The following is a 26,285-nucleotide window of genomic DNA, read 5'->3' as shown; positions in this document are numbered from 1 at the left end:
AATATTTGTTATTCCGATTATCGTCCGCCATTTATTTAACGGGGATTTTCTGAACCTTGTTGTTTCATAAAAAATGTTCGGTATTTTCCGGGGAATGGCTGCTGCGAATACGCCACTCTTGAGGATAGAGGTTGTTTGTACGATTACCGATGTTTTTGATCCAACCTAACGGCGTATCTTTGAATATAACCAATAAGTATCCTTTGGGGTATCCTTCGGGAATGGTAATGGTTTCACGTCGTAAATAAGAGATAGCTGTTGAGATATCGATTTCTACCGTAGGGAAATTTTTTCTATTGATATATGAAGAAAGTGCCAAAGCGTGTTCCGGTACTTTGTCTTTCCCTTTTGAAACAGTCAGTGGAATACCAGCATGTAACAGGTTGAGCCGATCCGACAATAAAATAAGATCATTTGCGTAAACTTTTGGAAAAGCAAACGAACGCTCTTCATTATTTTCGAAAACAAAGTTATCTGCTTCCGAAATATAGTGGTATAATCCGTTATCCGATGTTTGCCGTTGTCCGTTATTTTTCTTTTTTTTATTCTTTTTTAACGCAGCCGAAATTAGTGTTTCCCGATGTGTGCAAGATTCACTGTCTGGTTTTTGGAGTACAGCTATAAAAAAACCTTCTCCTTTCGTTGCATGGGGCATAAAACGATATACAGGAAAGTTCCCTTTTAAGGCTGGTTTTATGCCCCAGCTTTGTTTAGTAATTACCGGTAATACTTCTGCTCCGTAATTTTCATGCAGCCAGATAATCGTATCCTCGTTTTCTTCGGTATTGTAAGTACAGGTACTGTAAATAAACAAACCTCCGGGACGCAGCAGGTCCCAAGTAGAAGAAAGAATTTCTTTTTGTCTTGAGGAACAACGATTTACATTTGCTAATGACCATTCTGTAATCGCTCCGTTATCTTTGCGGAACATACCTTCTCCCGAACAGGGAACATCGGTAAGAATCACATCGAAATAGTGATGTAAATAAGAAAAATCCGATACATTGTTATTGGTGACGATACAGTTGGGTTGTCCCCATTTGATTACGTTCTCAGTTAGTATATTAGCTCGACTGCGAAGTATTTCGTTGCATATAATAAGGCTGTCTTTGGATAGTATATCGATAGCTTGGGTAGATTTTCCACCCGGAGCAGCACAGAGATCGAGATAGCGTACCGGTTTTTTTACATATTGCTCGAGTATTTGTCCTAAAAACATCGATGAGGCTTCCTGTACATAATAAGTTCCGGCATGAAATAACGGGTCGAAGGTAAAAGATGGTCTTTCTTCGAGATAAAAAGCATTTTCTTCCCAAGGTACGATATTTTGTCCGAAAAAACGGGAACCGTTTTTTCTTTTGTTTACTCTTATACTCACAGGAGGAGTTTTTTGTAATGCGGCTTCGAATAGATTATATTCCTTCTCTCCTAATAATCGTCGGTTGCGGACGATAAACTCATCAGGAAGTGTTATCATACGTGTGCTTTTTCTGACAAAAATAATTATTTTTATCCGAAAGAAATATCACTTGTTCCCTTTTCGGTAGAAAACCCTACCTTTGCAGTGAAAATAGATTTAAAATATGCAAGAAGCAGCATTATACCTTATACCCGTGACGCTGGGTGAAACTACTATCGACAAGGTTTTGCCCGCCTATAACCAGAGAGTTATTGGCGGTATATCGCATTTTATTGTAGAGAATGTACGTACGGCACGTCGTTTCCTGAAAAAGTCGAATCCCGATATTGAAATTGATTCTCTTACATTTTATACGTTGAATCAGCATACTCGTCTTGAGGAAATAGCTGAATATTTGAATCCGTTGGCAAAGGGATTTTCGATAGGTATTATTTCAGAGGCCGGCTGTCCTGCGATAGCCGATCCTGGGGCCGATATTGTTGCGATAGCTCAGAATGCGGGGTATAAGGTTGTGCCATTGGTAGGGCCTTCTTCTATATTGATGTCGTTGATGGCTTCGGGTTTTAACGGACAAAATTTTGCGTTTCACGGTTATTTGCCTATCGAGGGGGGAGAGCGTAATCGGGCGATTAAAACCTTCGAACAGCGTATTTATAGCGAAAGTCAGACACAAATTTTTATAGAAACTCCTTATCGGAATCATAAATTGTTGGAAGATCTCATTAGAACCTGTCGTCCTCAGACACGCTTGTGCATTGCTGCTGATATAACTTGCGAGAATGAATACATACGTACCCGGACATTGAAACAGTGGAGCCGCGAAAAGATCGATTTACAAAAAAGACCCTGTATATTCTTATTGTATAAATGATATTTATTCGCTTTCGGGACCGAGATTTTGCCTTTAAAAATGTATCTTTGTACCTTTTTATACGAAAACACTAAAAAGGATAAACGACGGGATGAATTTACGTTTTATAAGTCTGGCCAGTGGCAGTAGCGGTAATTGTTATTATCTCGGGGCCGGCGAATATGGAATATTGATAGATGCCGGAATCGGTATTCGTACTATAAAGAAAACATTGAAAGAGAATAATATACCTTTCGAAAAGATATTAGGATTATGTATTACTCATGATCATGCCGATCATATCAAATCGGCCGGATGTTTGGGGGAAAAATACGGTATTCCGGTATATACGACCTCAACTATTTTAGATGGAATGAACCGTAGTTATTGTATGACTGAGAAAATATATTCTGCAGGGCGTATTATTCATAAAGAAATATCTTTTAATATAGGAGATTTTAAAATTACTCCTTTTGAAGTACCTCACGACGGAACTGATAATATCGGCTATTTTATCGAATTGGATAATCATAAATTTGCTTTTGCCACCGATCTCGGCCATATTACCGAATGTGTGGCAAGTTATCTCAAAGCTGCGAATTACCTGGTAATCGAATCTAATTATGATCGTGAAATGCTCGAACAGGGAAATTATCCGGTGCACTTAAAACGTCGCATTACCAATCCTAACGGGCATATGTGTAATGATGATACGGCCGAGTTTTTGGCGACAAATTTTAACGAAAGCCTGCAATATATATTTTTATGCCATCTGAGTCGGGAAAATAATCATCCCGAATTGGCTTTTAAGACTGTAGAATACAGGTTGTTTCAACAGGGCATACGTGTAGGAAAAGATGTTCAGCTCGTAGCTCTTAAACGAAATCATCCTTCGGAATATTACGAATTCGAGTAAAAAAACGAAATAAAATTTTTCAAAAAATCTTTGCGGCTTTTGTAAAAAGCATTACTTTTGCAACCGCAACCGCAACCGATTAAGATCATGACTCCGTAGCTCAGTTGGTAGAGCAAATGACTCTTAATCATTGGGTCGAGAGTTCGAGCCTCTCCGGGGTCACAGGAAACAGTCTTTAAAGTCTCTGACTTGACGCTTAAAGTCCTTAGATACAGTTATCTAAGGACTTTTTCGTTTTTATCTGTCTGCTTGGAGAGCCATAAAAAGACAGAAAAAAGACGGTAGTTTGTAGTAAAAATCATGGCAATTTTATTTATATATTGTCTTTATATCTTTTATTTTTCATCATATCGTTAATTCTACCTTTAATAAGAAGTAATTTTACTGTTATGATATTCTATCGATTCGGCAGTTACGTTTCAGTCGGACAGGTTTGCAGGTCAAAATCTGTTGATCGTATAAATTATGATTATTTGAGATGAGTTGTATCTGGACTGCTACCAATACATCATCTTCGATGGTATCCCCTCCGATAACCATGAAAAGAGAGTTTCATCACTACCGCATTCCGGCCTATTTTTACACTATCGCCCTGTACTACATTATAAAATCTGTAATTGAGGTTATAATCGGAGTGTAATATCCGTAATTTATCTACAAACGGGAAATATAGAAATGCCGAATTTTGCAATATCCCGCGAAAGGAACTAATGAAATATAAAGAATAATGAGAAATATCGTATTATCCAACGGAATGGAAATGCCGATGCTGGGTTTCGGTGTATTCCGAATAGAAGATTCCAATGTATGCGAGATGGCCGTTGAAACGGGTTACCGTCTGATCGATACAGCGATGACGTATAATAACGAGGAATCCGTAGGTCGTGCAGTGCAGAATTCGTGTGTAAGACGTGAAGATTTTTTCTTCACAACTAAAGTGTGGATTTCCGATGCGGGTTATGACCGTACGCTGAAAGCATTCGACCTTTCGCTGAAGAAACTCGAGCCGGACTACCTCGACCTCTATCTTGTGCACATGCCATTCGGCGACTATTACGGTTCGTGTCGGGCTATGGAGAAACACCATCAAGAGGGGAGCATCCGATCCCGGCGTATGCAACTTTTCTCTGTCACGGTTGATTGACATGAGCTATAACTTCGATATAGTGCCGGCAGTAAACCAAATCGAGCTGCACATCCATTACCAGCGCGAAGAGGAACTTACCGTGATGCACGAGTTGGGTATACAACCCGAAGCGCGGGAATCTTTTGCCGAGGGATTAAAAGGAACATTTTCCGATCCTGTACTTGCAGGCATTGCCTGTAAATATGAAAAGACTATAGCTCAAGTAATGCTTCGTTGGAATATCCAGCACGGAGTGGCAGTTATCTTCAAAAGTGTTCATAAGGAACGCATGGTGGAAAATTTCAATATATGGGATTTCTCGCTTGACGAGGAAGACATGAGGAATATAGCTACCCTTGACAAAGATATTCCCACGATACTCGACACACAAAGACCGAGTGAGGTAAGGCGATTGTACAGTTATCTGGCCCCCTCTTACTTACAAGTTTGAAATAACAAAGACTCTTTAATCCTTATGTAAATGAAAAATTCAGTAAAAATCTTATGTATGGCAATGGCGATATGCTTTTGTGCCGCAGGCAATCTGTTAGCGGCAGACAATTATTTAAACAGGAATATGGAAAAGAAATTGAACCTGACTCAAGAATGGGACAAGACGTTTCCTCTGAGCGATAAAGTACACCACTCTAAAGTTACTTTTCACAACCGTTACGGTATCACGCTTGCCGCTGACTTATATATTCCTAAAGACGCCAATGGTAAACTGCCGGCAGTTGCCATCAGCGGTCCGTTCGGTGCGGTGAAAGAGCAATCTTCGGGGTTGTATGCTCAAAAGCTGGCAGAGAGGGGATTTCTTACGATTGCTTTCGATCCATCCTATACGGGTGAAAGTGGCGGTGAGCCTCGTTATGTGGCTTCACCGGATATTAATACAGAAGACTTTAGCGCTGCGGTAGACTATCTTGCTACTCGTGATGACGTGGATGCGGATTGTATCGGTATTCTCGGTATTTGTGGTTGGGGTGGTATGGCGCTCAATGCGGCGGCTATCGATACCCGAATCAAAGCGACGGTAACGGCTACGATGTATGATATGAGCCGTGTAAATGCCAATGGTTACAATGATATAATGGATGCCGATGCCCGCTACGAGTTACGTAAGCAACTTAATGCTCAGCGTACCGAAGATTACCGCAATGGTTCGTATACACTTGCCGGAGGGGTGATTGATCCACTACCAGATGATGCACCTCAATTCGTGAAAGATTATTATGGCTATTATAAGACCAAACGCGGCTACCATAAGCGATCACTCAACTCTAACAGCGGTTGGAACAAGACTTCTTCGCTTTCGTTCATCAATATGCCTATTTTGTCCTATAGCGACGAGATACGCAGCGCTGTGTTGATGATTCACGGCGAAAAGGCTCACTCCCGTTATTTTAGTGAGGATGCTTTTAAAAAACTGAAAGGTGACAATAAAGAGCTGATGATTATTCCTGGGGCCAACCATGTGGATTTGTATGATAATCTGCAAGTGATACCGTTCGAAAAGATTGAGCAGTTCTTCAACAGCAATTTGAAATAATAAGATAAATACAACCGATAAAATAAGAACAATGTTAGGAAATTTCAGTTATTACAATCCTACGAAACTATATTTCGGGGATAACGCTCAGAAACATTTGGGTGAAGAGTTAAAGAATTATGGTGCAAAAGTGTTACTGACTTATGGTAGCGGTTCTATCAAGACAAACGGCATTTTCGATGAAGTGATGTCTGTATTGCGTGCAGCAGGAAAAGAAGTGATAGAATTGCCCGGTGTCATGCCCAATCCGACGACAGATAAGCTTTATGAGGGAGTGAAGCTGGCGCGAGAGAATAACGTGGATTTGATTTTGGCTGTCGGTGGCGGTTCGACTATCGACTACGCTAAAGCGGTCAGCGTTTCGGTATGGTATGATGGTGACCCGTGGGAAAAATACTACCTCCGACAAGAAGACCCGGATAGCAACCTGCGTATTATTCCGATAGGTTCTGTGCTGACAATGGTAGGTACCGGTTCGGAAATGAACGGAGGTTCGGTTATCACGAATCATGAAACGAAGCTCAAAATCGGTAAGATATTCGGAGAGAATGTCATGCCGAGATTTTCTATCCTCAATCCGCGCTATACCTTCTCTGTTCCACTACGCCAAATGGTAGCTGGATTTTTCGACATCATGAGCCATATCATGGAACAGTACTTTTCAGGCGAAGATGACAATACATCCGACTATCTGGCAGAAGGGTTGATGCGCTCGCTCATACACAGCAGTAGGATTGCGGTAAAGAATCCGCAGGACTACGAGGTGCGTTCCAATATCATGTGGACATCGACGTGGGCACTGAACACGCTTATCGGTAAAGGCAAGAGTCAAGACTGGATGGTGCACATGATCGGCCAAGCTATAGGAGCATACACCGATGCCACTCACGGTATGACCCTGTCTGGGGTTTCCATAGCTTATTATCGTCATATCCTTCCATACGGATTGAGAAAGTTTGCTCGTTTCGCAACTGCGGTATGGGATATATCGGCAGCAGACAAAACGGATGAGCAGCTTGCAAACGAAGGTGTAGAAGCTCTGCTGGAATGGATGAAACAAATCGGTGTAGCTACGGAAATTTCGTCGTTAGGCGTTACTGAAGATATGCTTGAAGGCATTGCCGATTCTACTTTCATTATGAATGGAGGTTTTAAAGTGCTTACACGGGAAGATGTTCTTTCTGTCCTGCGTGAAAGTTTGTAACTGCAAGACATATATATGAGATTCGGACAAAAGTCTCCATTTTTACGAATGGGGGCTTTTTTTGATGGCTTTCATTCTGGTATGAAATGCTGATATACTCTGTTTTTCCATAAATCTGTAATCGAGGTTATATACGGGGAATAATATCCGTAATTTATCTACAAAAAGGATCAGGCTTTTTTCCGAACTTTGCGACAGAATAAAAAATAAGAATATGGCAAAAAAAGTTTTGATTTTATCATCCAGTCCACGTCGTGGTGGAAATTCCGATATGCTTTGCAACGAATTTCTGCGAGGTGCGGTAGATGGCGATAACGAAGTAGAGAAAGTTTTTCTCCGAGATAAGGAGATACATCCCTGTTTGGGATGTGGTGTATGTAGCCGGGGGAAAAAGCCCTGTCCACAAAATGACGATGCATCTGAAATAATAGATAAAATGCTGTGTACGGATGTTATCGTCATGGCGACTCCCGTTTATTTCTATTCGATGAGTGCACAGATGAAGGCTTTGATAGACCGTTGTTGCGGACTTTACACAGAAATGACGGACAAGGAATTTTATTTCATAGCTACGGCTGCGGAGGATGATCCGACGATAATGGACCGTATTATATTAAATTTCAAAGGGTTTCTCGATTGTTTGGAGAATCCTGTAATAAAAGGTTCTGTATTCTGTGGAGGCGTATGGCATGTCGGGGAGATTAAAGGAAATCTTGCCTTGCGAAAAGCATACGATATGGGACGAAGTATTGGGTAAATCATAAGAAATAACAATATGACACTTGAAGCATTCTTAAAACATGTCGGCGCACGTCTTCCGCTCGATACTCCCGAAATCTGTGAATTCATGGATCGGATGAGTAATGAAGCACGAAAAATAACCTTTGAACTAAATGCCGCTTATCATACACCCAATGAAGTACGAGAATACCTTTCCCTGCTTTTTGGCAAGGAGGTCGATGTTTCCTTCCGTGTGTTTCCTCCGTTTTATACCGATTTCGGAAAGAATATTACTATAGGGAAAAATGTCTTTATCAATGCCTGCTGCCACTTTCAGGATCATGGCGGTGTGACGTTGGGCGATGATTGTCTGGTGGGACACAATGTCGTATTCGCCACACTTAATCATGGTATCGCTCCCGAAACACGTGTTTCAATGTTTCCTGCTCCTATCATCGTGGAGAAAAATGTGTGGATAGGTTCCAATTCCACCATTTTACAAGGTGTGACTATCGGTGATAATGCCATTATTGCTGCCGGTTCTGTTGTGACGAAAGATGTGCCTGCAAATACTATCGTAGGCGGTATACCGGCCAAACCGATCCGTAGGATCGAACCGTAAAATATTTACGATGAGACAGGAAGTATTTATCGCAGAAAATACGGCCATACCGGGTATTATTCTTGCGAACTTTCCTGTGTTCGATTTTTATACATTTCTAAAAACTGACTTGACGGAAACTATTCCTATTGCTATAATCGATCATACGGTACGATTTTTACAATATATTTTTATCGACAGGAAATTCTACGTACTGTTTTCATTGTTCTTCGAAAATTTAAACAAGTTATTAGACAATTTTTAATGTTGTTTAATCGGGCGTTTATTTGTTACCGTTTACAGGTTCCAAACCAAGTCCATTTGTGCCAAATCGACTCTAATGGTCCTTGTTTATGTTTCGACAGCCACCACTTGCATAATTTCACTTGTAGTAAGAATATGAAAAATCCGATTAATAAGCTGACTGTATATCCACAATAAGGAGAGAGGTACAAACCGAATGGAAAATAGATGATAGCTCCAATTATAGATTGTGTTATGTAGTTTGTAAGACTCATTCTGCCGTAAAAACGTAAGTTGTCGACAGCATTACGGAACTTATAGTTTTGGTAAAGAAGTATGAAAGAGGCTATCAAGACTAACGAAAAGGCTAATTTTTGCCACATGTCAAATGCTGTTCCTACAGTTTGTTGTATAATCGTATCATTCTCCATAATAAGTTCTTTTAATGTATATAAAGGAGCAAAAGCGATCGCGGAAACAATCAATGTTTTTACCCAGAAATGGAGATTGCTTTCGGAAGAAACAAAAAGTTGCTTTCTACCGATATAGAAGCCCAATAGGAATAATCCTGCCGTTTGGAAAAAACGGCCTGCATTTATAGCCCATAATAGGCTGGCTTTTTGCCCTAACGAAATGTTCCCTAAAATGAAATCCCAAAAATTTCCGGCTTTTATGTATTCCGCTACTTCTGCATACATTTCGCTTACTTTGAGGTTGGGCAATCGGTGTGCCGGGTTTATCAGATTGGCGATGTAATGATACCATTCGACGGGTTGTAACAGAAAAACGGCAGCAGTAATAATAATGGCCTTGTTGCTCCAGTTTCGTGTAAAGAATAATACGGGTCCGACCACTACGAATAATAATAAAACATCTCCTGCTGGGAAAAAGGCTGCATTTAGTGTTGCAAAACCGGCCAGCAGTATTAAACGCCACAGAAAGCGATAGCCGAAGTCTTTGCCCTGTTTTTTTTGATTGTTGTTTTGTATGTAGAATGTAAATCCGAACAGAAGAGCGAAAATAGCGTAGGCTTTTCCTGCAAAGAGGGTAAAAACTCCGTTGCATACACCTTGATTTAAGATATTCAGCCAATTTGGCGAGTTAGTCGGATAAACCGGAAAAATAAAGTGTTCCAAATTATGAACCAAGAGGATTGCCATTACGGCAAATCCTCGTAAGGCATCTACGACCTCGATACGAGAATTTTTGTTGATGAGTTGTTCCATGGATTATTCATCGATGATTTTAAATACTTATTATTCTTTATGTGAATTGAAATTTCTTATTTATTTATTTATTTTTCGGCAAATGCAGTCTGTCAGATGATCGTTGATGAATCCTGTTGCTTGTAGGTATGCGTAACAAATAGTAGCTCCGAAGAATTTGAATCCTCGTTTTTTCATATCCTTGCTCATAGCTTCGGATTCAGGAGATAATACCGGTACTTCACTTAATGACCGGAAATTATTGACTATCGGTTTTTTACCGGGAAGAAACGTTAGTATGTAATTATAAAAACTTCCGAACTCCTGTTGTATGGAGAGAAAAAGTCTTGCATTTGTAATTGTAGATTTAATTTTCTGACGATTTCGTATAATGCCGTCAAATTGCATTAGTTGTTCGATGTCTTCTGATGTCATACATGCTATTCGTTCTACATCAAAGTGATGAAAGGCTTTTCTGTATCCTTCTCGTTTTCTGAGAATGGTGATCCATGCTAATCCGGCTTGGGCGCTTTCAAGAACCAGAAACTCGAATAAAGTTTTGTCATCAATAACGAGCCTGCCCCATTCTTCATCGTGATATTTTACATACAGTTCATCTGTACCTGCCCAGCCACAACGTGTGTTTATTATGTCTTTCATTATCTTAATGCATAAAAATTGTGTTATTATTAAGAGCCTATTAAATTGCCAGTTAGTAATAAAAAGAGTGCTTTTTCTTTCCTCCAAAATAATTATGTATTTGATGGATCTTGAAAAAACAGCGGCAAATTATCAAAAAAATCTTGACCCTACAAAAAAGGAAACGAAAATATGGCCTGTGTAAGAAATGGAATGTTATTGTTGTTGTCTACTGATTTAATTTTAAAATGATCATATCGACGTTAACCTGCAAAAGATTATCCCGATGAAGCGACGGAAAAAATGAGGAATTGGATAAAATTGCCGAAAAATTAAAAGTATAAAAAATAATAGAGGAGAAAGGAGAAATATCGACATCATCTGGAATTAAGGAAATCTATCAGAGGAAAAAAGTCACTTTTCCCCCTAAGTACTATTTTTGATTTAAAGATATCTTTATATCTGTTTTTCGCTACTACAAAAATGTTGGAGATAATTCCGGTAATTAAGCTTTCATTTACCTTCCGCCCGTAATTATCGAAGTAAATTTCGGGAAAAGTGTTTTTGATAATTTGTATAAAAATAATGAGATTATGATTGTAACAAAAGGGATTAAGAAATAAATCATGATCAGTGTATAAGCTGAATTAGGCTGTAATAATTTTATTGTAATTTTCATTAATTCGCTAATAAATAAGCAGTGAATGGCAAATATAAAAAAGCTGCTGTCGGTCAGAAATTTATTTACGTGTATTTTATGTTTCGACAGGAAGTAAGATACGATATTAAATGACATTATCAGACCTGTCATGATCCCGCCATTATGAATGTATGAGTGATAAGTTGCCCCTTGATAGTATACGTCAAAAAAGGCTAAAAACGGGTATATGACTAACGTCGGGATAAAAAGAGGTTTGAAACAATCGGTGATATTCAGCCGGTTGATACTTAGGTAAGCCCCAATACTGAAGAAAAAAACACTTACGCTATTTATTCCTCTGATATCGGGCCAGATATTGAAATACCAGCATATAAACAAAATAATCGGAAAAAATAATTTAAGATATGTGATTAGCCATTTGATTACCGGAGTAAAAATTACGATTATTATCAAATCTCGAATAAACCAAAAGGGGATATTTATCGGGGTACTTATTCCTCCTTCATTGGGGGGATAAAAGTCCCAGAAAGATTTAAAAAAGATCTCCGGTGTTATATTAATTTCGGCAATTCGGGGAAAAAATGCAGCAAATTGTGGTAAGTGTTTGATTAGTAAAATCAAGAATCCCAATAAATTCCAGAATAGATATGGAATTAGCAAGCTTTTAGTGCGACTCTTTATTTTTCGTTTATAAGTTGCAAAACTAAAGTTTTCGTTATAAAAAAACAGATATCCCGAAATGAAAAAGAATAAAGGAACCGCTATACCGGCAATCGCATCGTTGATAAGGTATATGATATTATAATACCATTGCGGATTTTCGAATACAAGTTCTTCTCCTTGTATATTGATTGTCGATATATTATTATGAATAAAAACAACTCCTACAATAAGAGGAAACCTTAAATACGAAATTGTTTTTGATTGCAGTTCACTGGAGTTCATTATATATTATTTAATAAAATAAATAATTTTAAATATTGTTATAAATCATCTTTCGTAAAGATAAAAATTGTATTTAATAATTTCTTATTTATGTTTGCCTTAATATCTGTTTATATATGAGGTTTTTTTATGGCAATACTTTAATTGTTTTTGTTTTTCGCTAAGAAAATTCCCTCTTTCATTCTTTTTAATAAGGTAAATCTAATATATACAGATATATGCTAAATTTTAAATGGGTATATTTTTTCAATAAAGCATTTGGTTTATTTTATTAATTTATTTTAGAATATCTTTTAAGAATTCCATTTTCTTTCTCAGGCGGAATACATATTTCTTTACTGAATTCGGAGGAATGTTTATTTGTTCGGCAATATATTTATAGTCGTTTATTTCGAGAAGAAGAAATCCTAAAATAGCACGACATGTTTGGCTGAGATTCTTTACCTGACGATTGTAATGAGTCATCGTATATTTTTCATCTATATCGAAATTTATTTTCATGTCATATCCTTGTTCAGGAATATCTTCGATATAGATTTCATTTTCTTTATGTCGACAATTATCTACATGAATATTATGCATAATGCTTAAAGCCCATGCAACAAAGTTTCCTGAAGTATGATATAATTTTTTGTTCTTTAATATTCTTTCGCAGGTATCCTGAACCAAATCTTTGGCTTTATCATTGTCGTGTGTTAATTTCTTTGCATAATGAAATAAATTCGGTTGAATTTTCTCCAACTCACTGTCAAAATCGAAATTACCCATATCGTTTGTTTAATAAGGTAAATTATTTTTATCGGTAAACTTTATTTGAGTACTTCGGTTCCCTTTTTTTAATGTTATTTTGTAAAATACCGTAATTATCCGAACAATATAGTTTATTTTGATTTAAAGTTTATTGTTTGTCCTATTATTTTATGATGAATGCTTTCGGATATGAAAAAACGTGTGAAATAATCGATCATAAGGAGGCTTACTGTCTTTATCTTTAATCAACATAAGGACTGAATTCGATTCTGATGCTATATAACTTAATAGAAAACTAAAACAAGCCTTTTACAGGGATATTCTCCCCAAAAATGCCATTGATTATTGAATAACTATATTATTAATTTAGTAGAATGATTTTCTTAGATAAAGTTCTGTAATTTCAAAAAATATCTTTCTAATTTGTAACGAATCAGAAAATAGTTCTTTGTATTTGTCTTAAAAAGACAAAAATATTAATTTCGAACTGTAAAAATGAAGATTTACGGAAGGTAGGCTTTTCCGTAATATTTTTATATAGAAAGAGACTTGCTATTATTTTAAGTGCTAAAATTTTATGAAATGAAAAAGATTTATTTAAGTATGGCTTTGTCGGCCATAGTGGCCCTTATTTCATGTGGCGGCCACTCGGCAACCGAAAAATCGTCGGTGGAGGAAACTCCGTGGGATAATTATTTTGTAGGTGAGATCGATTTTAAAGATTTGGCACCCGATACGAAAGGGTCTGAAATTTATCATCACATCATACCCGATGCTCCCGCATATATAACTAAAGCAGCCCGTCAGGTATTATCTACGTTGTATTATTCTCCCGATGATAGTATTCCCGGGATAAAAAATATCGAATATACACTGGAAGATATGCCGGGTGTATCGGCAAAAGACGGCTGCCCTCCCGATATAAAAATATTTTACAGTACGCAACACATCGAGCGTGCGTTCGGCGCTAACGATACCGCTAAACTCGATTATGAAACGAAAGGCGTATTGTATCATGAATTGACTCATGCTTACCAGCTCGAGCCGCAAGGTATAGGTACTTATTCTACCAATAAAACTTTCTGGGCTTTTATCGAAGGAATGGCCGATGCCGTAAGGGTTGCTAACGGGTGTTTTGGCCCCGAAGATCGTCCTAAAGGCGGTAATTATATGGATGGTTATCGGACTGCCGGGTTCTTTTTCGTTTGGATACGGGATACGAAAGATCCCGAATTCCTGAAAAAGTTTAATCGGAGTACTCTCGAAGTGGTACCCTGGTCATTTGATGCAGCCATAAAACATGTATTGGGTGATGAGTATCAGATCGATCAATTATGGAACGAGTATCAGGTTGCTGTTGGAGATATTAAAGCTTGATTTTGTAATTTGTCAATCGATCGTTTTATTATAAAATTCGCAATGCCGTTTTTCGTGGAGAGAAACGGTATTGTTTTTTACATATATTTATAGGGAATTCCTTTTTTTATCCGGAAAAACAATTTCTTTATCTTTGCGTTATGTATTATTCAGTCTTTTATTAAATCAAATCGACGATATGGCAGTAGAAATTGTATCTGAATTTTGGAAAGCGGCACACGAAAACGAATTACGGTTTATTTCTTTTTCTGTACACGATCCGCGTTGTTTTATAACAGGTATGCATGAAATTCCCCCTGCCGGTAGGATGTGGTCGGGACCGTATCCTTTCGACAGTGATTTATTTTCTACTTCTCTCGAATGGTATGTCGAGGCTTCTCTGAAAAATGAAGTCGTGTTCGATTTTCTGCGTAGTCTTCAGATTCCTGCCACCGTAAAACCCGGAGATAAGGTGCGTTTTAAGTTAGATGGAAAGATTTATAATGGGGTCGTCGATAGGTTGGTAAATGATGAAAATTCGTGGGGGATAGGGGTGAATTATTCTTCTTCTGAAGGATTAACTGATTTTATTTTACTCTCTCCGGAAAAAATAGTTTAAATAAGCCTTTTTTCGATTACCGGTTTTTTGTGATTACGATCGATAATATTCATTTTTTCGGGTGGTACGATGACGGAATGATGTACACCCATAAACTGGTTGGCCGGTAAGAGTTGCACCATCGCTTTAATACTCATAATAAAAAATTATCTTCCGGTGGTTATGAAAAGCCCACCGGAAGAATAAATTTAATCAAGCGGTTGATGGTGATAAATTGTTTACTTATCTTGAACACAACGTATGGGAAGCCCGTTCAACCGTTCGAAGCTAACGCTTGTATTCACATTGGTATTGCTGAAGAATAAGGAGGAACTATTGTTAATACTCGTTAATGGAGTGGCGCTCCAATAGCGGCCCGATATGCCAATGGTACCCAGGCCTCCGGAAACGTAGTTGCGATTGCCTGAAGCCGGGAATGTCAGTCCGTCCTCGTTATAGATTGATTTAGTAGTGGCGTTCCATTTCCATGGCCCTTTATTGGGATAACCTTTTTCTTTGAATAACTCTACAAAATCCTCTTTTGTGGGCAATCTCCAATTACCCTTCAGGTAGTAGCGGCAAGGGTCGCCAACACCGGCTATCTCTTCTGCGGAACCTGACCCGGCAATGGTAAAAGGAACAGTAGCTGTTTTGCTTTGCCAAATTTTATCGGTATTTCCCCAATCAGTGCTACCTGCATAACCGATAGGTTTCACTACGACAGACAGAGCGAGGTTACCACCTATTCCGGTGCCATCCTCATTGGCACTACCGCTCCAGCCTATGAGTGAACCGAACTGGAAGTATAAACCACCATCGGCAGGTGATCCTATTTTAGCGCCATTAGCTCCGTCGGCTACCAAGTTTCCCGTAGCCCAAACGATGCCCGTTTTTTCAGTTACCATTACGGTGCATGTACCTTTTATACGGCTGTCTTCTGTCCAGGTGGCGGTAATTGTAACGTCACCTGCGTTTTTACCTTCTATTTCGCCCGTAGAGGTATTCACGGTGGCTATGGTGGGGTCGCTGCTACTCCATATCAAGGTCTTGACGGTGGCATCAGTCGGGGAAATCGTATAAGCGATGTTTTTTTTCTCATTTAAAAAAATTGCGGTATTGGTTAATGAAATGCTTTCTACGGCGATATTTTCAACGGTTACCGCACAGGTAGCGGTAAAATTACCGTCTTCGGTGGTTGCGGTAATTGTAGCCGTTCCTGCTTTTACCCCTGTTACTACACCTTCGGCTACGGTGGCTACGGCAGCGTCGCTGCTTGTCCAGATTATCTTCTTGTTAGTTGCGTTGGCCGGTGTAACGGTAGCGGTCATAGTTTCTGTCTTACCCACTTTTACGATAGTCGTGGGCGGATCGAGAGTTACGCTTGTTACGGCAATATTATTGTCATAGTAGAGCACACGGGTAGAAGATGTCTTGTTACCTTTGGTGTCTACTACGGCCACTTCGAGCAGAGCGGTTTCTCCGGCGACGGCAGTAGCGGGGACGGTTACATTTACCGTGGGCTGAGCGTCGAGAGTGCCGTCTTGTTTAAAAGTGGGAGCCGTGAGAGCTACAGTCCATTTTTCCGCCTCGGTACGTGTAATGGCCGTGTTTGTACCTGCCAGATTGGTGATATCCGCTTTAATGGCGGCAAAGTCTGCTTTTTTTATCGTAGCGGGAAGTTTTACGATAACAGCCGTTTTTGTTTCAGCAGTGGTTATTTGGAGTGGAGTGTAAGCTTCGAAGCTCACGGTAGTAGATAACATAGGAAGCGTAAACTCCGTACCATTTGCCAGTTTAATCATAACGGTACCGTTAGAGGTATCGGGAGTTACACTTTCGAAGAAAGAGTCGCCTTTTTCGCCTGGTGCGCCTTGCTCACCGTCTGAACCTGCCGGACCGGTATCCCCCTTATCGCCTGTGGCGGGTACTTTCTGTCCGTTTTCATCTTTCAGCCATTCGCCGTCTATTTGCCAGTAATAGCGGTCTCCATCTTTAGCGACGCTGAGTACAGGTGTCTGTCCGGCTGCACCATCTTTTCCTGTGGTAGGAATCATGTTGCCATCGTCATCCTTCATCCAGTCAGCTTTATCGTTACCTGTTTGGATAGTCCAGTAATACTGGTTGTCGGTATACATCTTAACCCCGATAATAGGAGTTATACCGTCTTTACCGTTTTTACCATGCATAATGGTAATGGGTTTGCTTTGGGTGAAAGAGAGAGTATAACCTACTTCTTCGGTTCCTTCCATTACCGGGGTTACACCTGTCACATAATCGTTGTTTTGCAGGGCGGTAACCAATCCTTGCAAAGAAGCGATTTGCCCGTTGGCAATATCACACCATTTTTCCAGTTGTTGTACTCGTGATTGTAAATCGTTTACATCTTTTCTCAACTCGGTGTCGTCGTATTTCGAGCAACCAAATACTAAAAACGTTGCTAATAGCAACAAAACATACAATTTAAATTTTATCATTTTCTTGTTTTATCTCCAAAAAATGGAGGGATTAATAAATAGAGTTGATTGTTTTATTGAAAAGTTTTTGAGAATATAAATGACGAAAGATTGTAAAAAAGATTTGTACCTTTTTTACAATCTTATATTGTAATTTTATTTTTATCTGGTATATTAATATATTACGCGCGCGATATATTTTTTGTGGCGTAGAGATTGTGTGTGTGTGTGTGTGTGTGTGTGTGTGTGTGTGTGTTTACACAAAATTCTGTAACTTCCAAATTATCAGGTGTAAAAATAAGAAAAAAGAAATTTTTTCCCCCTAAATTATAGCGATTAATCCCTAAAGTCAGTAACATTACGCCTCTATTTATAGATGCACACATCGTTTTTTTGTATATTTCTATTAATTTGTTTCGAAATTAAAACATTTTTACTAAATAAACAAGCATATGTCTTTGTTATTTAACAATAGTTTGCGTTCTGGCCTATTTTTTGGTAAAAGTAAAAAAGAATTTAAATTTATTTCAACAAAGAACGTTTATTCAGAAATTCGTTAAATGCGTTTTTATACGAGTCGGAAATCGGGATATATTGTTTCCCGAAAACGATACGGTTACGTTCTATAATTTTTATTTTATCAGGTTGTACAATGAAGGAACGATGTACGCGCATAAACTGATCAGCCGGCAGGAGTTCCTCCATCGTTTTCATACTCATAAGGGAAAGAATCGGATGAGGTTCGTCTTCGAGATAAATTTTCAAATAATCTTTCAGACCTTCGATATAGAGGATTTTTTTCAGATCGATTTGCCGGAGTTTATAGTCGGTTTTTACGAATATCGATTCTATTCTTTTTTTGTGATCCGATTGCGATATCCCATGTTTTTTCATTTCAAACCACTCGAGTGCTTTATTGCAGGCCGTAAGGAAATCGGGATAACTAATGGGTTTTAATAAATAATCGAGAGCGCTCACTTTATAGCTATCGACGGCATATTGCTCGAAAGCTGTCGTAAAAATTATCCGGCAACGGTCTTTTATAATTCTGGAAAATTCCAAACCGTTCAATTCGGGCATTTGTATATCGAGAAATAAAAGGTCGGGACAGTTTTCCGCTATTTCTTTAAGGGCTGTCACGGCATCGCCATACTTCCCCTGTAACGAGAGAAAGGGCGTTTTTTTTACATAACTTTCCATTAGGTTAAGGGCCAGTGGCTCATCATCTATAATACAGCAGGTCAGTTTCATGACTCGTCTCGTTTTTGAATGAGTAAGGTGAGAATCGTACTATATGTGTTATCCGTTTGTTCGGTTTGGAAAATGTACTGGTCGGGATAAAGGAGTTCTAATCGTTTTCTCAGATTCTCGATACCGATTCCCGATCCGCTTTTATCATTTATTTTATCTTTTGGAAAATAGCTGTTTACGATAGAACAAATAATTAGACTATCGGCACCGATAGTGATATTTATATCGATAAACGAATCCTTATTATTGCTCACACCATGTTTAAAGGCATTTTCGATAAGGGATATAAAGAGTAACGGAGCAATGGATTCTCTTTGAGGATCTCCTTCGATCGATAAAGAGACTTTTACATTGTCGGATAATCGTAATTTCATCAGTTCTACATAATTCCGAACAAATTCCAGTTCTTTTCCCAGAGGAACGTAATTAGGAGAATTATCGTAAAGAACATATCTTAAAAGCGTACTTAGATCATATACGGCCTGTTGTGCTTTTTCGGGACTAAAAGCGATAAGCGAATAGATATTATTGAGTGTGTTGAAAAGAAAATGAGGGTTGAGTTGATTTTTCAAATTCTGCAATTCGGCCTCGGTACGCCTTTGTTCGAGTTCTTTTCTTGCATTTTCAGATTTTAACCAGTTGAATGTCATTTTTATAGCTACACACAATCCGATCGTGAGGATTAGTGATCCGGCATCTCTAAGGATAAAGAACAGATCAGAGTGCCAGGGCTGTGGGGGTCTTGCATGATTATTGGCTACCGATTGTTGTGACGCGATGAATTCGTTCATTAAATGTAATTTCCATATTCGTATGATAATACATAAAACGACGATCAGGATTACATTTACTATAATGTATTTTTGTGTTTGTTTGCGAAACAGGTATCGATCGGTGAAATAAAAATAATTCAAATAAAAGGCGACAAAAAATGAAAGAGGCGCAATGACATAATCGAGGTATCGTGTCAACTTATTGACCGGAAAATTATTTTCGAAAAAAAACAGCGGCAGACAGAATACGATACACCATACGATAATGTGTATAAAAGGTTGCATGTATTTTTTTCGTTCGGAGGATTGTGTCATTACGCTTTTCATAATTATATCGAAACAAAGATATAGATTTTTTTATTATTCATAACGTATGGCGTCGATCGGATCGAGATTGGATGCTTTTTGGGCCGGATACCATCCGAAAAATATTCCGGTTACCGTACAAACTGCAAAAGAAAGAATTACCGAATATATCTGTATATAAATAGGCCATGCGAATACGACCTTTACGATATAAGATGCGGCAATACCGAAAACTACTCCTATAAGGCCTCCTGTAATACTTATTAGTACGGCTTCGATCAGAAATTGACTCAAAATATCGATACCCCGTGCTCCTACGCTCATACGCAATCCGATTTCCCGGGTGCGTTCGGTAACGCTTACATACATGATATTCATAATGCCTATACCACCCACAACCAAAGAAATTCCGGCTATACATGCTAACAGGGTAGTCATCAGATCGGTCGTACTGTTTAACATGGTGCTGAGTTCTTGTTGGCTACGAATCGTGAAATCGTCTTCGTCGGTGGCTTTCAGTTTGTGATTTTCCCTCAGCAGCGTTGTGATTTCTTCAGTTGCATTGTCGGTCATATCTTCACTTAATGCTGAAGCAAAGATACTTTGCAAATATGTAACGGCAAGTAATCGCTTCATCACTGTTGTATAGGGTGCGAGTGCGACATCATCCTGGTCTTGTCCCATGCTGTTGTAACCTTTCGATTTCAGTACGCCGACAATACGAAATGGTATTTTGTTGAAACGTATTACTTTGCCGATAGGGTCGCTTCCGTCGGGGAAGAGGTTATCAACGATCGTTTTTCCTACAACACAAACTTTTGCACTCGATAAAATATCCGCTTCGGTAAACATTTCTCCTTGATCTACAGATAGTTGTCGTATATCGAGATATTCGCGGTTTACTCCTGTAATACTCGAAGGGTAGTTGTTTGCACCGTTGATAAATTGTCCCGAATTATTTACATTAGGACTTACATAACTCAGGTATTTTGTTTCGTCGAGTAACGTTTGGTAATCGTCGAGTTTAAGGGTTTGCATCGATGATGGATCTTGCCTGACCCCGCCTCGCATTTCGGCCCCTGGATGTATCATAATCATATTACTTCCCATCTCGGCAATTTGTTTCTGAATACTTTTTTTAGAGCCTTGTCCGATAGCCAGCATGGTAATTACCGAGGCAACCCCGATAATTATCCCCAGCATGGTAAGGAAAGCCCTCAGTTTGTTATTGGCTAAGGCTCTTAACGCTATTTTTAGTAAATTGGTTCCGTTCATTTTCTCTTTTGTTTATGATTCTTGTCAGGAATCTTCCTGGGGCAATTTTGCCAATACGGCGGCGGCATCCTGTATGTTGCTGTTTATCGAGTCTTCTATGATATGGCCATCGCGCAATACGATATTACGACTGCTGTATTGTGATATTTCCGGATTATGGGTAACAAAGATAATTGTACGTCCTTCGGCATGCAGTTGCTGGAATAATACCAGTATTTCGAAAGAGGTACGTGTGTCGAGGTTACCTGTAGCTTCGTCGGCCAGTATAACAGCCGGATTGTTTACCAGTGCCCGTGCGATGGCTACCCGTTGCATTTGTCCCCCCGACATTTGGTTTGATTTATGCAATAGTCTGTTGCCCAAACCTACAGCTTTTAACGCGTCTATAGCCTTTTGTTTTCTTTCTGCAGAAGAAACGCTGGGATTATACATCAAAGGTAATTCTACATTTTCTATTGCCGTAGTTTTAGCGAGTAGATTGTAACTTTGAAAAACAAATCCTATTTTCCGATTTCTTAATACAGCCCGTTCGCTTTTACTCATGCTGCGCACCGGAATACCGTCGAGAAGATACTCTCCACTGGTGGGGGTATCGAGGCATCCTAATGTATTCAGCAAAGTAGATTTTCCCGAACCCGATGTTCCCATGATCGTTACGAATTCTCCTTCGTAAATGGTAAAGGAAATACCGCGTAAAGCATGTACGGTTTCTTCACCAACCTGAAAATCTCGTTTCAGGTTTTTAATCTCGATAACTGCTTTCATTTTTGTTGCGGTTTATTTCTTTTTTTTACTTCCCGGAGGGCCTGGCATAAAGGGGTTTGTTTCGGCTTTTTCTCCGTTCTCGTTTTCGGGTGATATCGATTGGCCGGGCATCTGTCCTATAATGACCGATGTAATGACAGGGGTTCCTTCTGCAATTCCCGAAATTATTTCGGTGAGTGTGCCATTACTTATTCCTATTTCTACCGGATGCGCTGTAAATGTTTTTCCTTCACGTGTCCAGATTTTATGTTTTCCTTCAGCATCGACGACTTTATCATCAGGCCCGATCAAAGCTTTATCGGGGGTAAAACGCAGGGCTTTTGACGATACACATAAAACATCGTTTTTTTCGAGAGTATAGATGGTTATGTTTGCCGTTAGTCCCGGTTTTAGTTTCAAGTCGGGGTTAGGGGAGTTGATGACGACTTCATAAGTTACCACATTGTTGGTCGTCGTAGCTTCCTGGCGAACTTGACTTACATGTCCCTCGAATATATCGTTAGGATAAGCATCCACGGTAAAACTTACACGTTGTCCGTCTTTTACTTCTCCTATATCGGCTTCATCTACATCGGCTACTACTTGCATTTGCGTAAGATCCTGTGCGATCGTAAATAAGGTAGGAGTGCTGTAAGAAGCAGCAACTGTTTGACCTTCTTCTACTTCTTTACTTAAAACGACGCCGTCGATAGGCGAATATATGGTAGCGTACCCGAGATTGGTCTCTGCTTTAGCCAGTTCGTTTTTACTGATATCGTAATTGTTTTTAGCGGTTTCATATTCGTAGAGAGCGGTTTCATAATCGGTATCGCTTACCATTTTTTTATCGAAAAGTGTTTTGGTACGAGTATAGTTTTTTAGTTTATATTCGTATTCGGTTTTAGATGTAGCCATATTGCTTCTTTTCGAGGCCAGTTCGTTTAAAAGATTGGTTTTATCGAGTTCGGCGATAATTTGTCCTTTGGTTACTTCCGAATTATAGTCGACGTAAAGTTTGCTGATTATACCCGATACCTGAGTACCTACTTCTACTTGTGTGATCGGTTCTATGGTTCCTGTGGCGGTAACCATATTGCTGATGGTATCTTTTGTTACTTTCGCTGTTTCGAAAGTAATCGGATGTTTCGGAGAACTTCCCCATATCAGCCATGCGGCTATGCCGGCAATAACGAGAATGATAATACTGGTAATAACTTTCTTTTTATTCATCTTAATAATCGTTATATGTATGCGTTATAAATTAATTTTTTCTCCTTGATAAAAACGGAGTAGCGCCCGGTTGAGAATGGCCATATATTTTGCTTGTAGCAGCTCTTGCTGAGCTGCAAGCATGTTATTCTTCTCGGTAAGTAAATCTACGGTATTTTTCATCCCGAGGTTGAATTGCTCATTGATGAGGTTATAGCTTATCTCTGTGCTATGCAGTTTTTCGTTGGCTGCGACAAACTGTTCTTGAGCACTATTGGCGTCGAGCCACAGGGTTTCTATGGTTTTAAAAAGTGTTTTTTGTTCGTTTAGCAGATCGAGTTCGCTATTGCTACTTTGTAAACGGGCTTTTTCTACGGCGCTTTTAGTTTGTCGGTTATTATAAATCGGGATGGAAAGAGTGAGGCCTACCGAATTGCTCAATCCGTACTTTAGCTGTTTCCCGAAATTATAATCTTGGTTACTCGAGTTGTTGGTACCTATACCTGCATTTAAGCTGAGACTGGGCATATATCCTTTTTTCGCAATATTTATTGCCAGTTCCGAAGCTTCTATATTCAGTTTTCCGCTTTGTATTTCGGGTCGGAAGGCAAGAGCAGACTGGTAAACATCTGTTTTGGAGGGTAGTGGTGAGAGTACATTTTCGGTATCGAGTTCGGGTATTAGCAGATTCATTTCTTCTTCTCCCTCGATTTCGAGAAGTTGTTTTAGTTGCAGTTTATAGTCTTTAAGAGTAGCTTGCGCTGTAACGAGCTGATATTTGTCGGTACTGCATTGGGCTTCGAGTTGGGCATAATCGCTCTGTGCGATACTTCCTACGGCAAGGAGTTCTTTTCCCCGATCGCGTTGAGCTTCTGAAAGTTTCAGGGTATTTTCGTTGGTTTTTACCGATTCCGCCGCATATAATATTTGCACATAAACTTGTGTAATACTTTCTTGTATCGTGTTGGCGTTTTGTGCGATATCGAGTTCGGCGATTTGGTTGTTGAGCTTTTGCTGTTCGATGGTTTTCAATCGTTTACCTCCATTAAATAATGTCCATGAGGCGTTTACCCCATAGTTTCCGTTGTAATTGGTTTTGTTGCTTCCGCCACTGGTTGCATAGTTACCGCTTCCGCCCACGTTAACGATATTCGTACCGCTTTGATCGTATGGGCGGTTTACAACATTATGGGAGGTAGAGAAGGACAAAGACGGAAATAGTTGAGCCTTTGCTTCTTTGGTATCTACCAGACTTTCTTCGTATGAAATTTTACTTTTTTTGAGTTGGATATTTTGTTCCAGAGCATAGTCGATGCAATCGTCGAGAGTCCATTTTTTGGCAGTCTCTTGCGCTATCCCAGGTAACGATAAGAATGAAAATAAAACTGTATAAAAAATGAGTTTGTTCATATCTTTAGTGCTTCAAAATTTGATACAAACCTATATACAGATTTATCAAGAAACAATTATATTATAGTAAGCGCCTGATTTTATCGACTAATAACCGATTTTTCCTGATGAAAAATTGAGAAGATGGTGGAAATAAAAAAGCGCTTTTATCATGAATTAGATAAAAGCGCTTTTTTAGAGTATTGAATTTTATGCGAAAATTAATATTAGTATTTGTGCGGTAAGTACCCTTAGAAACATTGTTAAAGGATATACTGTAGAGTATGCGACCGAAGGAGCGTCATTATTGGCGACCTTGTTGGCATAAGCTAATGCCGGAGGGTCGGTATTGCTACCGGCAATTAATCCCATTAAAGTAAAGTAATTGAGCTTATAATGCCAACGTCCGATTGTACCGATGATCAGTAAAGGAATAATTGTAATGAGGAAACCCCAGAATACCCAAAGAGCTCCGTCTCCACTCACGACCGTGTTTACGAAATTTCCACCGGCTGTAATTCCTACACTGGCAAGGAATAAACAAATCCCTATTTCCCTTAGCATAAGGCTTGCACTGGTAGAAGTATAGGTTACGAGTTTCATTTTGTATCCGAAACGACCGATCAGAATAGCTACGACCAATGGACCTCCCGCTAAGCCGAGTTTCATAGAAGACGACATGCCAGGGATGGCCAAAGGAATACTTCCTAAGATAATACCGAGGAAAATGCCCACAAAGAGAGTGATCATGTTCGGTTCGTTGAGACGTTTTAGAGAATTTCCTAATTTCTCGGCCAGTCGATTGATATCTTCAAGTCGTCCTACAACAGTAAGACGGTCACCTATCTGTAAGGTCAGGTTTGCGCTGGCTACGAGGTCTACACCGGCACGATTGAGTCGGGTTGCATTCAGACGGTATCCCATGCGAAGGCGCAGAGAGCCTATAGTGCGTCCGTTAAATTCGGGTTTGGTAACGACGATACGACGTGAAACGACTGGTCCTGGTATGGCATCCCAATCCATTTCGACGGGCGCTCCGATAAAAGCTTTCAAAGCGTCTTCGTCTTGTACCGACAACACGACAAGCAGCAATTCTCCCTCTTCGAGTATCGTGTCTGAGTTAGGAATTATTACTTCATCGCCTTTTTTAATACGTGAAACGACAAAATTACGTTCTACGAGTTCTCCCAGTTCCTCGAGTGTTTTTCCTACGATGAGTTTATTTTCGACTTTAAAAGTAACTAAATGCGGTTTTAAAGTGCTGGCTTCGGTTTCTTCTTCTATTTTTTTGCTTTCGTTGTCGAGTTTTATTTTAAAAAGTGCCCGTACGATGAGCATAGCGCTAATAATCCCGATCACACCGAGAGGATATGCCGCAGCATATCCGGTGGCAATCTCGGGTATTTCACCGAGCAGCTTCCCATCGAATTTTAGCTGTGCTAATGTTTGTTGTGCCGCACCTAATCCCGGAGTATTGGTAACAGCACCCGAAAGGATACCTACCAGATTGGGCATAGATACACGCCCGTTGGCTATAAAGTATATTACCAGTACGACTACGATATTAAGGGCTACTATTCCCGTGGCAAGCAAATTGAGAGTCATTCCTCCCTTTTTAAAGGAGGAAAAAAATCCGGGACCGACTTGCAGACCTATCGAATAAACGAAAAGGATCAGTCCGAATTCCTGCATAAAATGAATGATATTCTTTTCTCCCACAAATCCGAAATGCCCGGCGACCAATCCGACGAATAATACGAAAGTGACTCCCAGGGAAATACCGAAAAATTTTATTTTTCCCAAATAAACTCCTACCGCAATTACGAACGAATATAATAGTACCGTATGTGCTACCGATTCAGATGCGAACAATAAGTTATGAATCCAATCCATAGTTGATAGATAAAATATAAATTAAAATTTGAAAAAGAAAAAACTGAAAATCGTTCCCGATTCTCAGCCTCGCATAATTGCAGGTGGTTCGTTATTATAATATGTGTTATAGTAACGACGCCCCCCCTTTTTTTAAGGTTGGGCAAAGGTAATGATATTAAGTGAATCGGACAAAAATAATGACGCATTAAATATTTCTATTTTTTTCT

Annotated in this window: 22 protein-coding genes, 1 tRNA gene and 1 pseudogene; 10 read left to right on the top strand and 14 right to left on the bottom strand. The window is 39.3% G+C overall.

All coding sequences use genetic code 11. The annotated features are described in order from the left end of the window. Positions 1-64: 64 nt before the first annotated feature. Positions 65-1,474, bottom strand: a complete 1,410-nt coding sequence (locus tag NMU02_RS12795) for a methyltransferase RsmF C-terminal domain-like protein (RefSeq protein ID WP_435522044.1) — start codon at positions 1,472-1,474, stop codon at positions 65-67. A 109-nt stretch (positions 1,475-1,583) separates the two neighbouring features. Here NMU02_RS12795 and NMU02_RS12790 point away from each other — a divergent pair, with 109 nt between their 5' ends. The 8 genes and pseudogenes from NMU02_RS12790 (at position 1,584) to NMU02_RS12750 (ending at position 8,407) form a co-directional block, all read left to right on the top strand. Continuing rightward, complete coding sequence (locus NMU02_RS12790; protein WP_255028349.1) at positions 1,584-2,291, top strand: SAM-dependent methyltransferase; 708 nt, start codon at positions 1,584-1,586, stop codon at positions 2,289-2,291. 91 nt (positions 2,292-2,382) lie between these two features. Continuing rightward, the gene (locus tag NMU02_RS12785; protein WP_255028347.1) at positions 2,383-3,186 is read left to right on the top strand and encodes an MBL fold metallo-hydrolase; all 804 of its coding nucleotides are present in this window, start codon (positions 2,383-2,385) and stop codon (positions 3,184-3,186) included. Between the two features lie 89 nt (positions 3,187-3,275). After that, positions 3,276-3,348, top strand: a tRNA-Lys gene (locus NMU02_RS12780). A 565-nt stretch (positions 3,349-3,913) separates the two neighbouring features. Continuing rightward, positions 3,914-4,763: pseudogene (locus NMU02_RS13795) on the top strand (aldo/keto reductase). Positions 4,764-4,793: 30 nt separating this feature from the next. Continuing rightward, positions 4,794-5,861 carry an alpha/beta hydrolase gene (locus tag NMU02_RS12765; protein ID WP_255028344.1) on the top strand — a complete coding sequence of 356 codons (1,068 nt, stop codon included), beginning with the start codon at positions 4,794-4,796 and terminating at the stop codon, positions 5,859-5,861. 31 nt (positions 5,862-5,892) lie between these two features. Next, positions 5,893-7,065, top strand: coding sequence for an iron-containing alcohol dehydrogenase (locus tag NMU02_RS12760; protein ID WP_255028343.1), 1,173 nt, complete (start codon positions 5,893-5,895; stop codon positions 7,063-7,065). Positions 7,066-7,279: 214 nt separating this feature from the next. After that, complete coding sequence (locus tag NMU02_RS12755; RefSeq protein WP_255028342.1) at positions 7,280-7,822, top strand: flavodoxin family protein; 543 nt, start codon at positions 7,280-7,282, stop codon at positions 7,820-7,822. 18 nt (positions 7,823-7,840) lie between these two features. Further along, a complete protein-coding gene (locus tag NMU02_RS12750; protein ID WP_255028341.1) occupies positions 7,841-8,407 on the top strand; it encodes a sugar O-acetyltransferase in 567 nt (188 codons plus the stop codon). Positions 8,408-8,676: 269 nt separating this feature from the next. On the opposite strand, the gene NMU02_RS12745 is transcribed toward NMU02_RS12750, so the two are convergent. The 4 genes from NMU02_RS12745 to NMU02_RS12735 all read right to left on the bottom strand — a co-directional run bounded on the left by NMU02_RS12745 (position 8,677) and on the right by NMU02_RS12735 (position 12,847). After that, complete coding sequence (locus NMU02_RS12745) at positions 8,677-9,855, bottom strand: DUF418 domain-containing protein (RefSeq protein WP_255028340.1); 1,179 nt, start codon at positions 9,853-9,855, stop codon at positions 8,677-8,679. A 60-nt stretch (positions 9,856-9,915) separates the two neighbouring features. Then, positions 9,916-10,494, bottom strand: coding sequence for a DNA-3-methyladenine glycosylase I (locus NMU02_RS12740; protein ID WP_255028339.1), 579 nt, complete (start codon positions 10,492-10,494; stop codon positions 9,916-9,918). 496 nt (positions 10,495-10,990) lie between these two features. After that, on the bottom strand, positions 10,991-12,079 hold the full coding sequence (locus tag NMU02_RS13755) for an acyltransferase family protein (RefSeq protein ID WP_354003120.1): 1,089 nt from the start codon (positions 12,077-12,079) through the stop codon (positions 10,991-10,993). A gap of 276 nt (positions 12,080-12,355) precedes the next feature. After that, entirely contained in the window at positions 12,356-12,847 is a 492-nt protein-coding gene (locus NMU02_RS12735; protein ID WP_255028337.1) for an RNA polymerase sigma factor, read from the bottom strand. 564 nt (positions 12,848-13,411) lie between these two features. Between NMU02_RS12735 and NMU02_RS12730 the strand changes: the two genes are divergently transcribed. Further along, positions 13,412-14,206: a basic secretory family protein gene (locus NMU02_RS12730; RefSeq protein ID WP_255028336.1), complete on the top strand. Its 795-nt coding sequence runs from the start codon at positions 13,412-13,414 to the stop codon at positions 14,204-14,206. A gap of 178 nt (positions 14,207-14,384) precedes the next feature. Next, entirely contained in the window at positions 14,385-14,804 is a 420-nt protein-coding gene (locus NMU02_RS12725; RefSeq protein ID WP_255028335.1) for a hypothetical protein, read from the top strand. On the opposite strand, the gene NMU02_RS12720 is transcribed toward NMU02_RS12725, so the two are convergent. The 9 genes from NMU02_RS12720 to NMU02_RS12680 all read right to left on the bottom strand — a co-directional run bounded on the left by NMU02_RS12720 (position 14,801) and on the right by NMU02_RS12680 (position 26,076). Next, positions 14,801-14,941, bottom strand: coding sequence for a hypothetical protein (locus tag NMU02_RS12720; RefSeq protein WP_255028334.1), 141 nt, complete (start codon positions 14,939-14,941; stop codon positions 14,801-14,803). The genes NMU02_RS12725 and NMU02_RS12720 overlap by 4 nt on opposite strands. A gap of 81 nt (positions 14,942-15,022) precedes the next feature. Further along, the gene (locus NMU02_RS12715) at positions 15,023-17,257 is read right to left on the bottom strand and encodes a PL29 family lyase N-terminal domain-containing protein (RefSeq protein WP_255028332.1); all 2,235 of its coding nucleotides are present in this window, start codon (positions 17,255-17,257) and stop codon (positions 15,023-15,025) included. A 501-nt stretch (positions 17,258-17,758) separates the two neighbouring features. Next, positions 17,759-18,487, bottom strand: a complete 729-nt coding sequence (locus NMU02_RS12710; RefSeq protein ID WP_255028331.1) for a LytR/AlgR family response regulator transcription factor — start codon at positions 18,485-18,487, stop codon at positions 17,759-17,761. Then, entirely contained in the window at positions 18,484-19,587 is a 1,104-nt protein-coding gene (locus tag NMU02_RS12705) for a sensor histidine kinase (protein WP_255028330.1), read from the bottom strand. The genes NMU02_RS12710 and NMU02_RS12705 overlap by 4 nt, the downstream gene beginning before the upstream one ends. A gap of 33 nt (positions 19,588-19,620) precedes the next feature. Beyond that, positions 19,621-20,841 carry an ABC transporter permease gene (locus tag NMU02_RS12700; RefSeq protein WP_255028329.1) on the bottom strand — a complete coding sequence of 407 codons (1,221 nt, stop codon included), beginning with the start codon at positions 20,839-20,841 and terminating at the stop codon, positions 19,621-19,623. Positions 20,842-20,865: 24 nt separating this feature from the next. Continuing rightward, positions 20,866-21,606 carry an ABC transporter ATP-binding protein gene (locus NMU02_RS12695; protein ID WP_255028328.1) on the bottom strand — a complete coding sequence of 247 codons (741 nt, stop codon included), beginning with the start codon at positions 21,604-21,606 and terminating at the stop codon, positions 20,866-20,868. A 12-nt stretch (positions 21,607-21,618) separates the two neighbouring features. Beyond that, on the bottom strand, positions 21,619-22,815 hold the full coding sequence (locus NMU02_RS12690; protein ID WP_255028327.1) for an efflux RND transporter periplasmic adaptor subunit: 1,197 nt from the start codon (positions 22,813-22,815) through the stop codon (positions 21,619-21,621). Positions 22,816-22,839: 24 nt separating this feature from the next. Continuing rightward, entirely contained in the window at positions 22,840-24,204 is a 1,365-nt protein-coding gene (locus NMU02_RS12685; protein WP_255028326.1) for a TolC family protein, read from the bottom strand. 189 nt (positions 24,205-24,393) lie between these two features. Beyond that, positions 24,394-26,076, bottom strand: coding sequence for a putative transporter (locus NMU02_RS12680; protein WP_255028325.1), 1,683 nt, complete (start codon positions 26,074-26,076; stop codon positions 24,394-24,396). Positions 26,077-26,285: the final 209 nt, after the last annotated feature.

Source organism: Coprobacter tertius (assembly GCF_024330105.1).
In the GTDB taxonomy this organism is placed as follows: domain Bacteria; phylum Bacteroidota; class Bacteroidia; order Bacteroidales; family Coprobacteraceae; genus Coprobacter; species Coprobacter tertius.
This window is presented reverse-complemented; position numbering and strand designations above follow the sequence as displayed.

Excerpts from the sequence above, each read along its gene's own strand:
- NMU02_RS12790 (WP_255028349.1), top strand. The coding sequence starts at position 1,584 with ATGCAAGAAGCAGCATTATACCTTATACCCGTGACGCTGGGTGAAACT.
- NMU02_RS12785 (WP_255028347.1), top strand. The coding sequence starts at position 2,383 with ATGAATTTACGTTTTATAAGTCTGGCCAGTGGCAGTAGCGGTAATTGT.
- NMU02_RS12765 (WP_255028344.1), top strand. The coding sequence starts at position 4,794 with ATGAAAAATTCAGTAAAAATCTTATGTATGGCAATGGCGATATGCTTT.
- NMU02_RS12760 (WP_255028343.1), top strand. The coding sequence starts at position 5,893 with ATGTTAGGAAATTTCAGTTATTACAATCCTACGAAACTATATTTCGGG.
- NMU02_RS12755 (WP_255028342.1), top strand. The coding sequence starts at position 7,280 with ATGGCAAAAAAAGTTTTGATTTTATCATCCAGTCCACGTCGTGGTGGA.
- NMU02_RS12750 (WP_255028341.1), top strand. The coding sequence starts at position 7,841 with ATGACACTTGAAGCATTCTTAAAACATGTCGGCGCACGTCTTCCGCTC.
- NMU02_RS12745 (WP_255028340.1), bottom strand. The coding sequence starts at position 9,855 with ATGGAACAACTCATCAACAAAAATTCTCGTATCGAGGTCGTAGATGCC.
- NMU02_RS12740 (WP_255028339.1), bottom strand. The coding sequence starts at position 10,494 with ATGAAAGACATAATAAACACACGTTGTGGCTGGGCAGGTACAGATGAA.
- NMU02_RS13755 (WP_354003120.1), bottom strand. The coding sequence starts at position 12,079 with ATGAACTCCAGTGAACTGCAATCAAAAACAATTTCGTATTTAAGGTTT.
- NMU02_RS12735 (WP_255028337.1), bottom strand. The coding sequence starts at position 12,847 with ATGGGTAATTTCGATTTTGACAGTGAGTTGGAGAAAATTCAACCGAAT.
- NMU02_RS12730 (WP_255028336.1), top strand. The coding sequence starts at position 13,412 with ATGAAAAAGATTTATTTAAGTATGGCTTTGTCGGCCATAGTGGCCCTT.
- NMU02_RS12725 (WP_255028335.1), top strand. The coding sequence starts at position 14,385 with ATGGCAGTAGAAATTGTATCTGAATTTTGGAAAGCGGCACACGAAAAC.
- NMU02_RS12720 (WP_255028334.1), bottom strand. The coding sequence starts at position 14,941 with ATGAGTATTAAAGCGATGGTGCAACTCTTACCGGCCAACCAGTTTATG.
- NMU02_RS12715 (WP_255028332.1), bottom strand. The coding sequence starts at position 17,257 with ATGATAAAATTTAAATTGTATGTTTTGTTGCTATTAGCAACGTTTTTA.
- NMU02_RS12710 (WP_255028331.1), bottom strand. The coding sequence starts at position 18,487 with ATGAAACTGACCTGCTGTATTATAGATGATGAGCCACTGGCCCTTAAC.
- NMU02_RS12705 (WP_255028330.1), bottom strand. The coding sequence starts at position 19,587 with ATGAAAAGCGTAATGACACAATCCTCCGAACGAAAAAAATACATGCAA.
- NMU02_RS12700 (WP_255028329.1), bottom strand. The coding sequence starts at position 20,841 with ATGAACGGAACCAATTTACTAAAAATAGCGTTAAGAGCCTTAGCCAAT.
- NMU02_RS12695 (WP_255028328.1), bottom strand. The coding sequence starts at position 21,606 with ATGAAAGCAGTTATCGAGATTAAAAACCTGAAACGAGATTTTCAGGTT.
- NMU02_RS12690 (WP_255028327.1), bottom strand. The coding sequence starts at position 22,815 with ATGAATAAAAAGAAAGTTATTACCAGTATTATCATTCTCGTTATTGCC.
- NMU02_RS12685 (WP_255028326.1), bottom strand. The coding sequence starts at position 24,204 with ATGAACAAACTCATTTTTTATACAGTTTTATTTTCATTCTTATCGTTA.
- NMU02_RS12680 (WP_255028325.1), bottom strand. The coding sequence starts at position 26,076 with ATGGATTGGATTCATAACTTATTGTTCGCATCTGAATCGGTAGCACAT.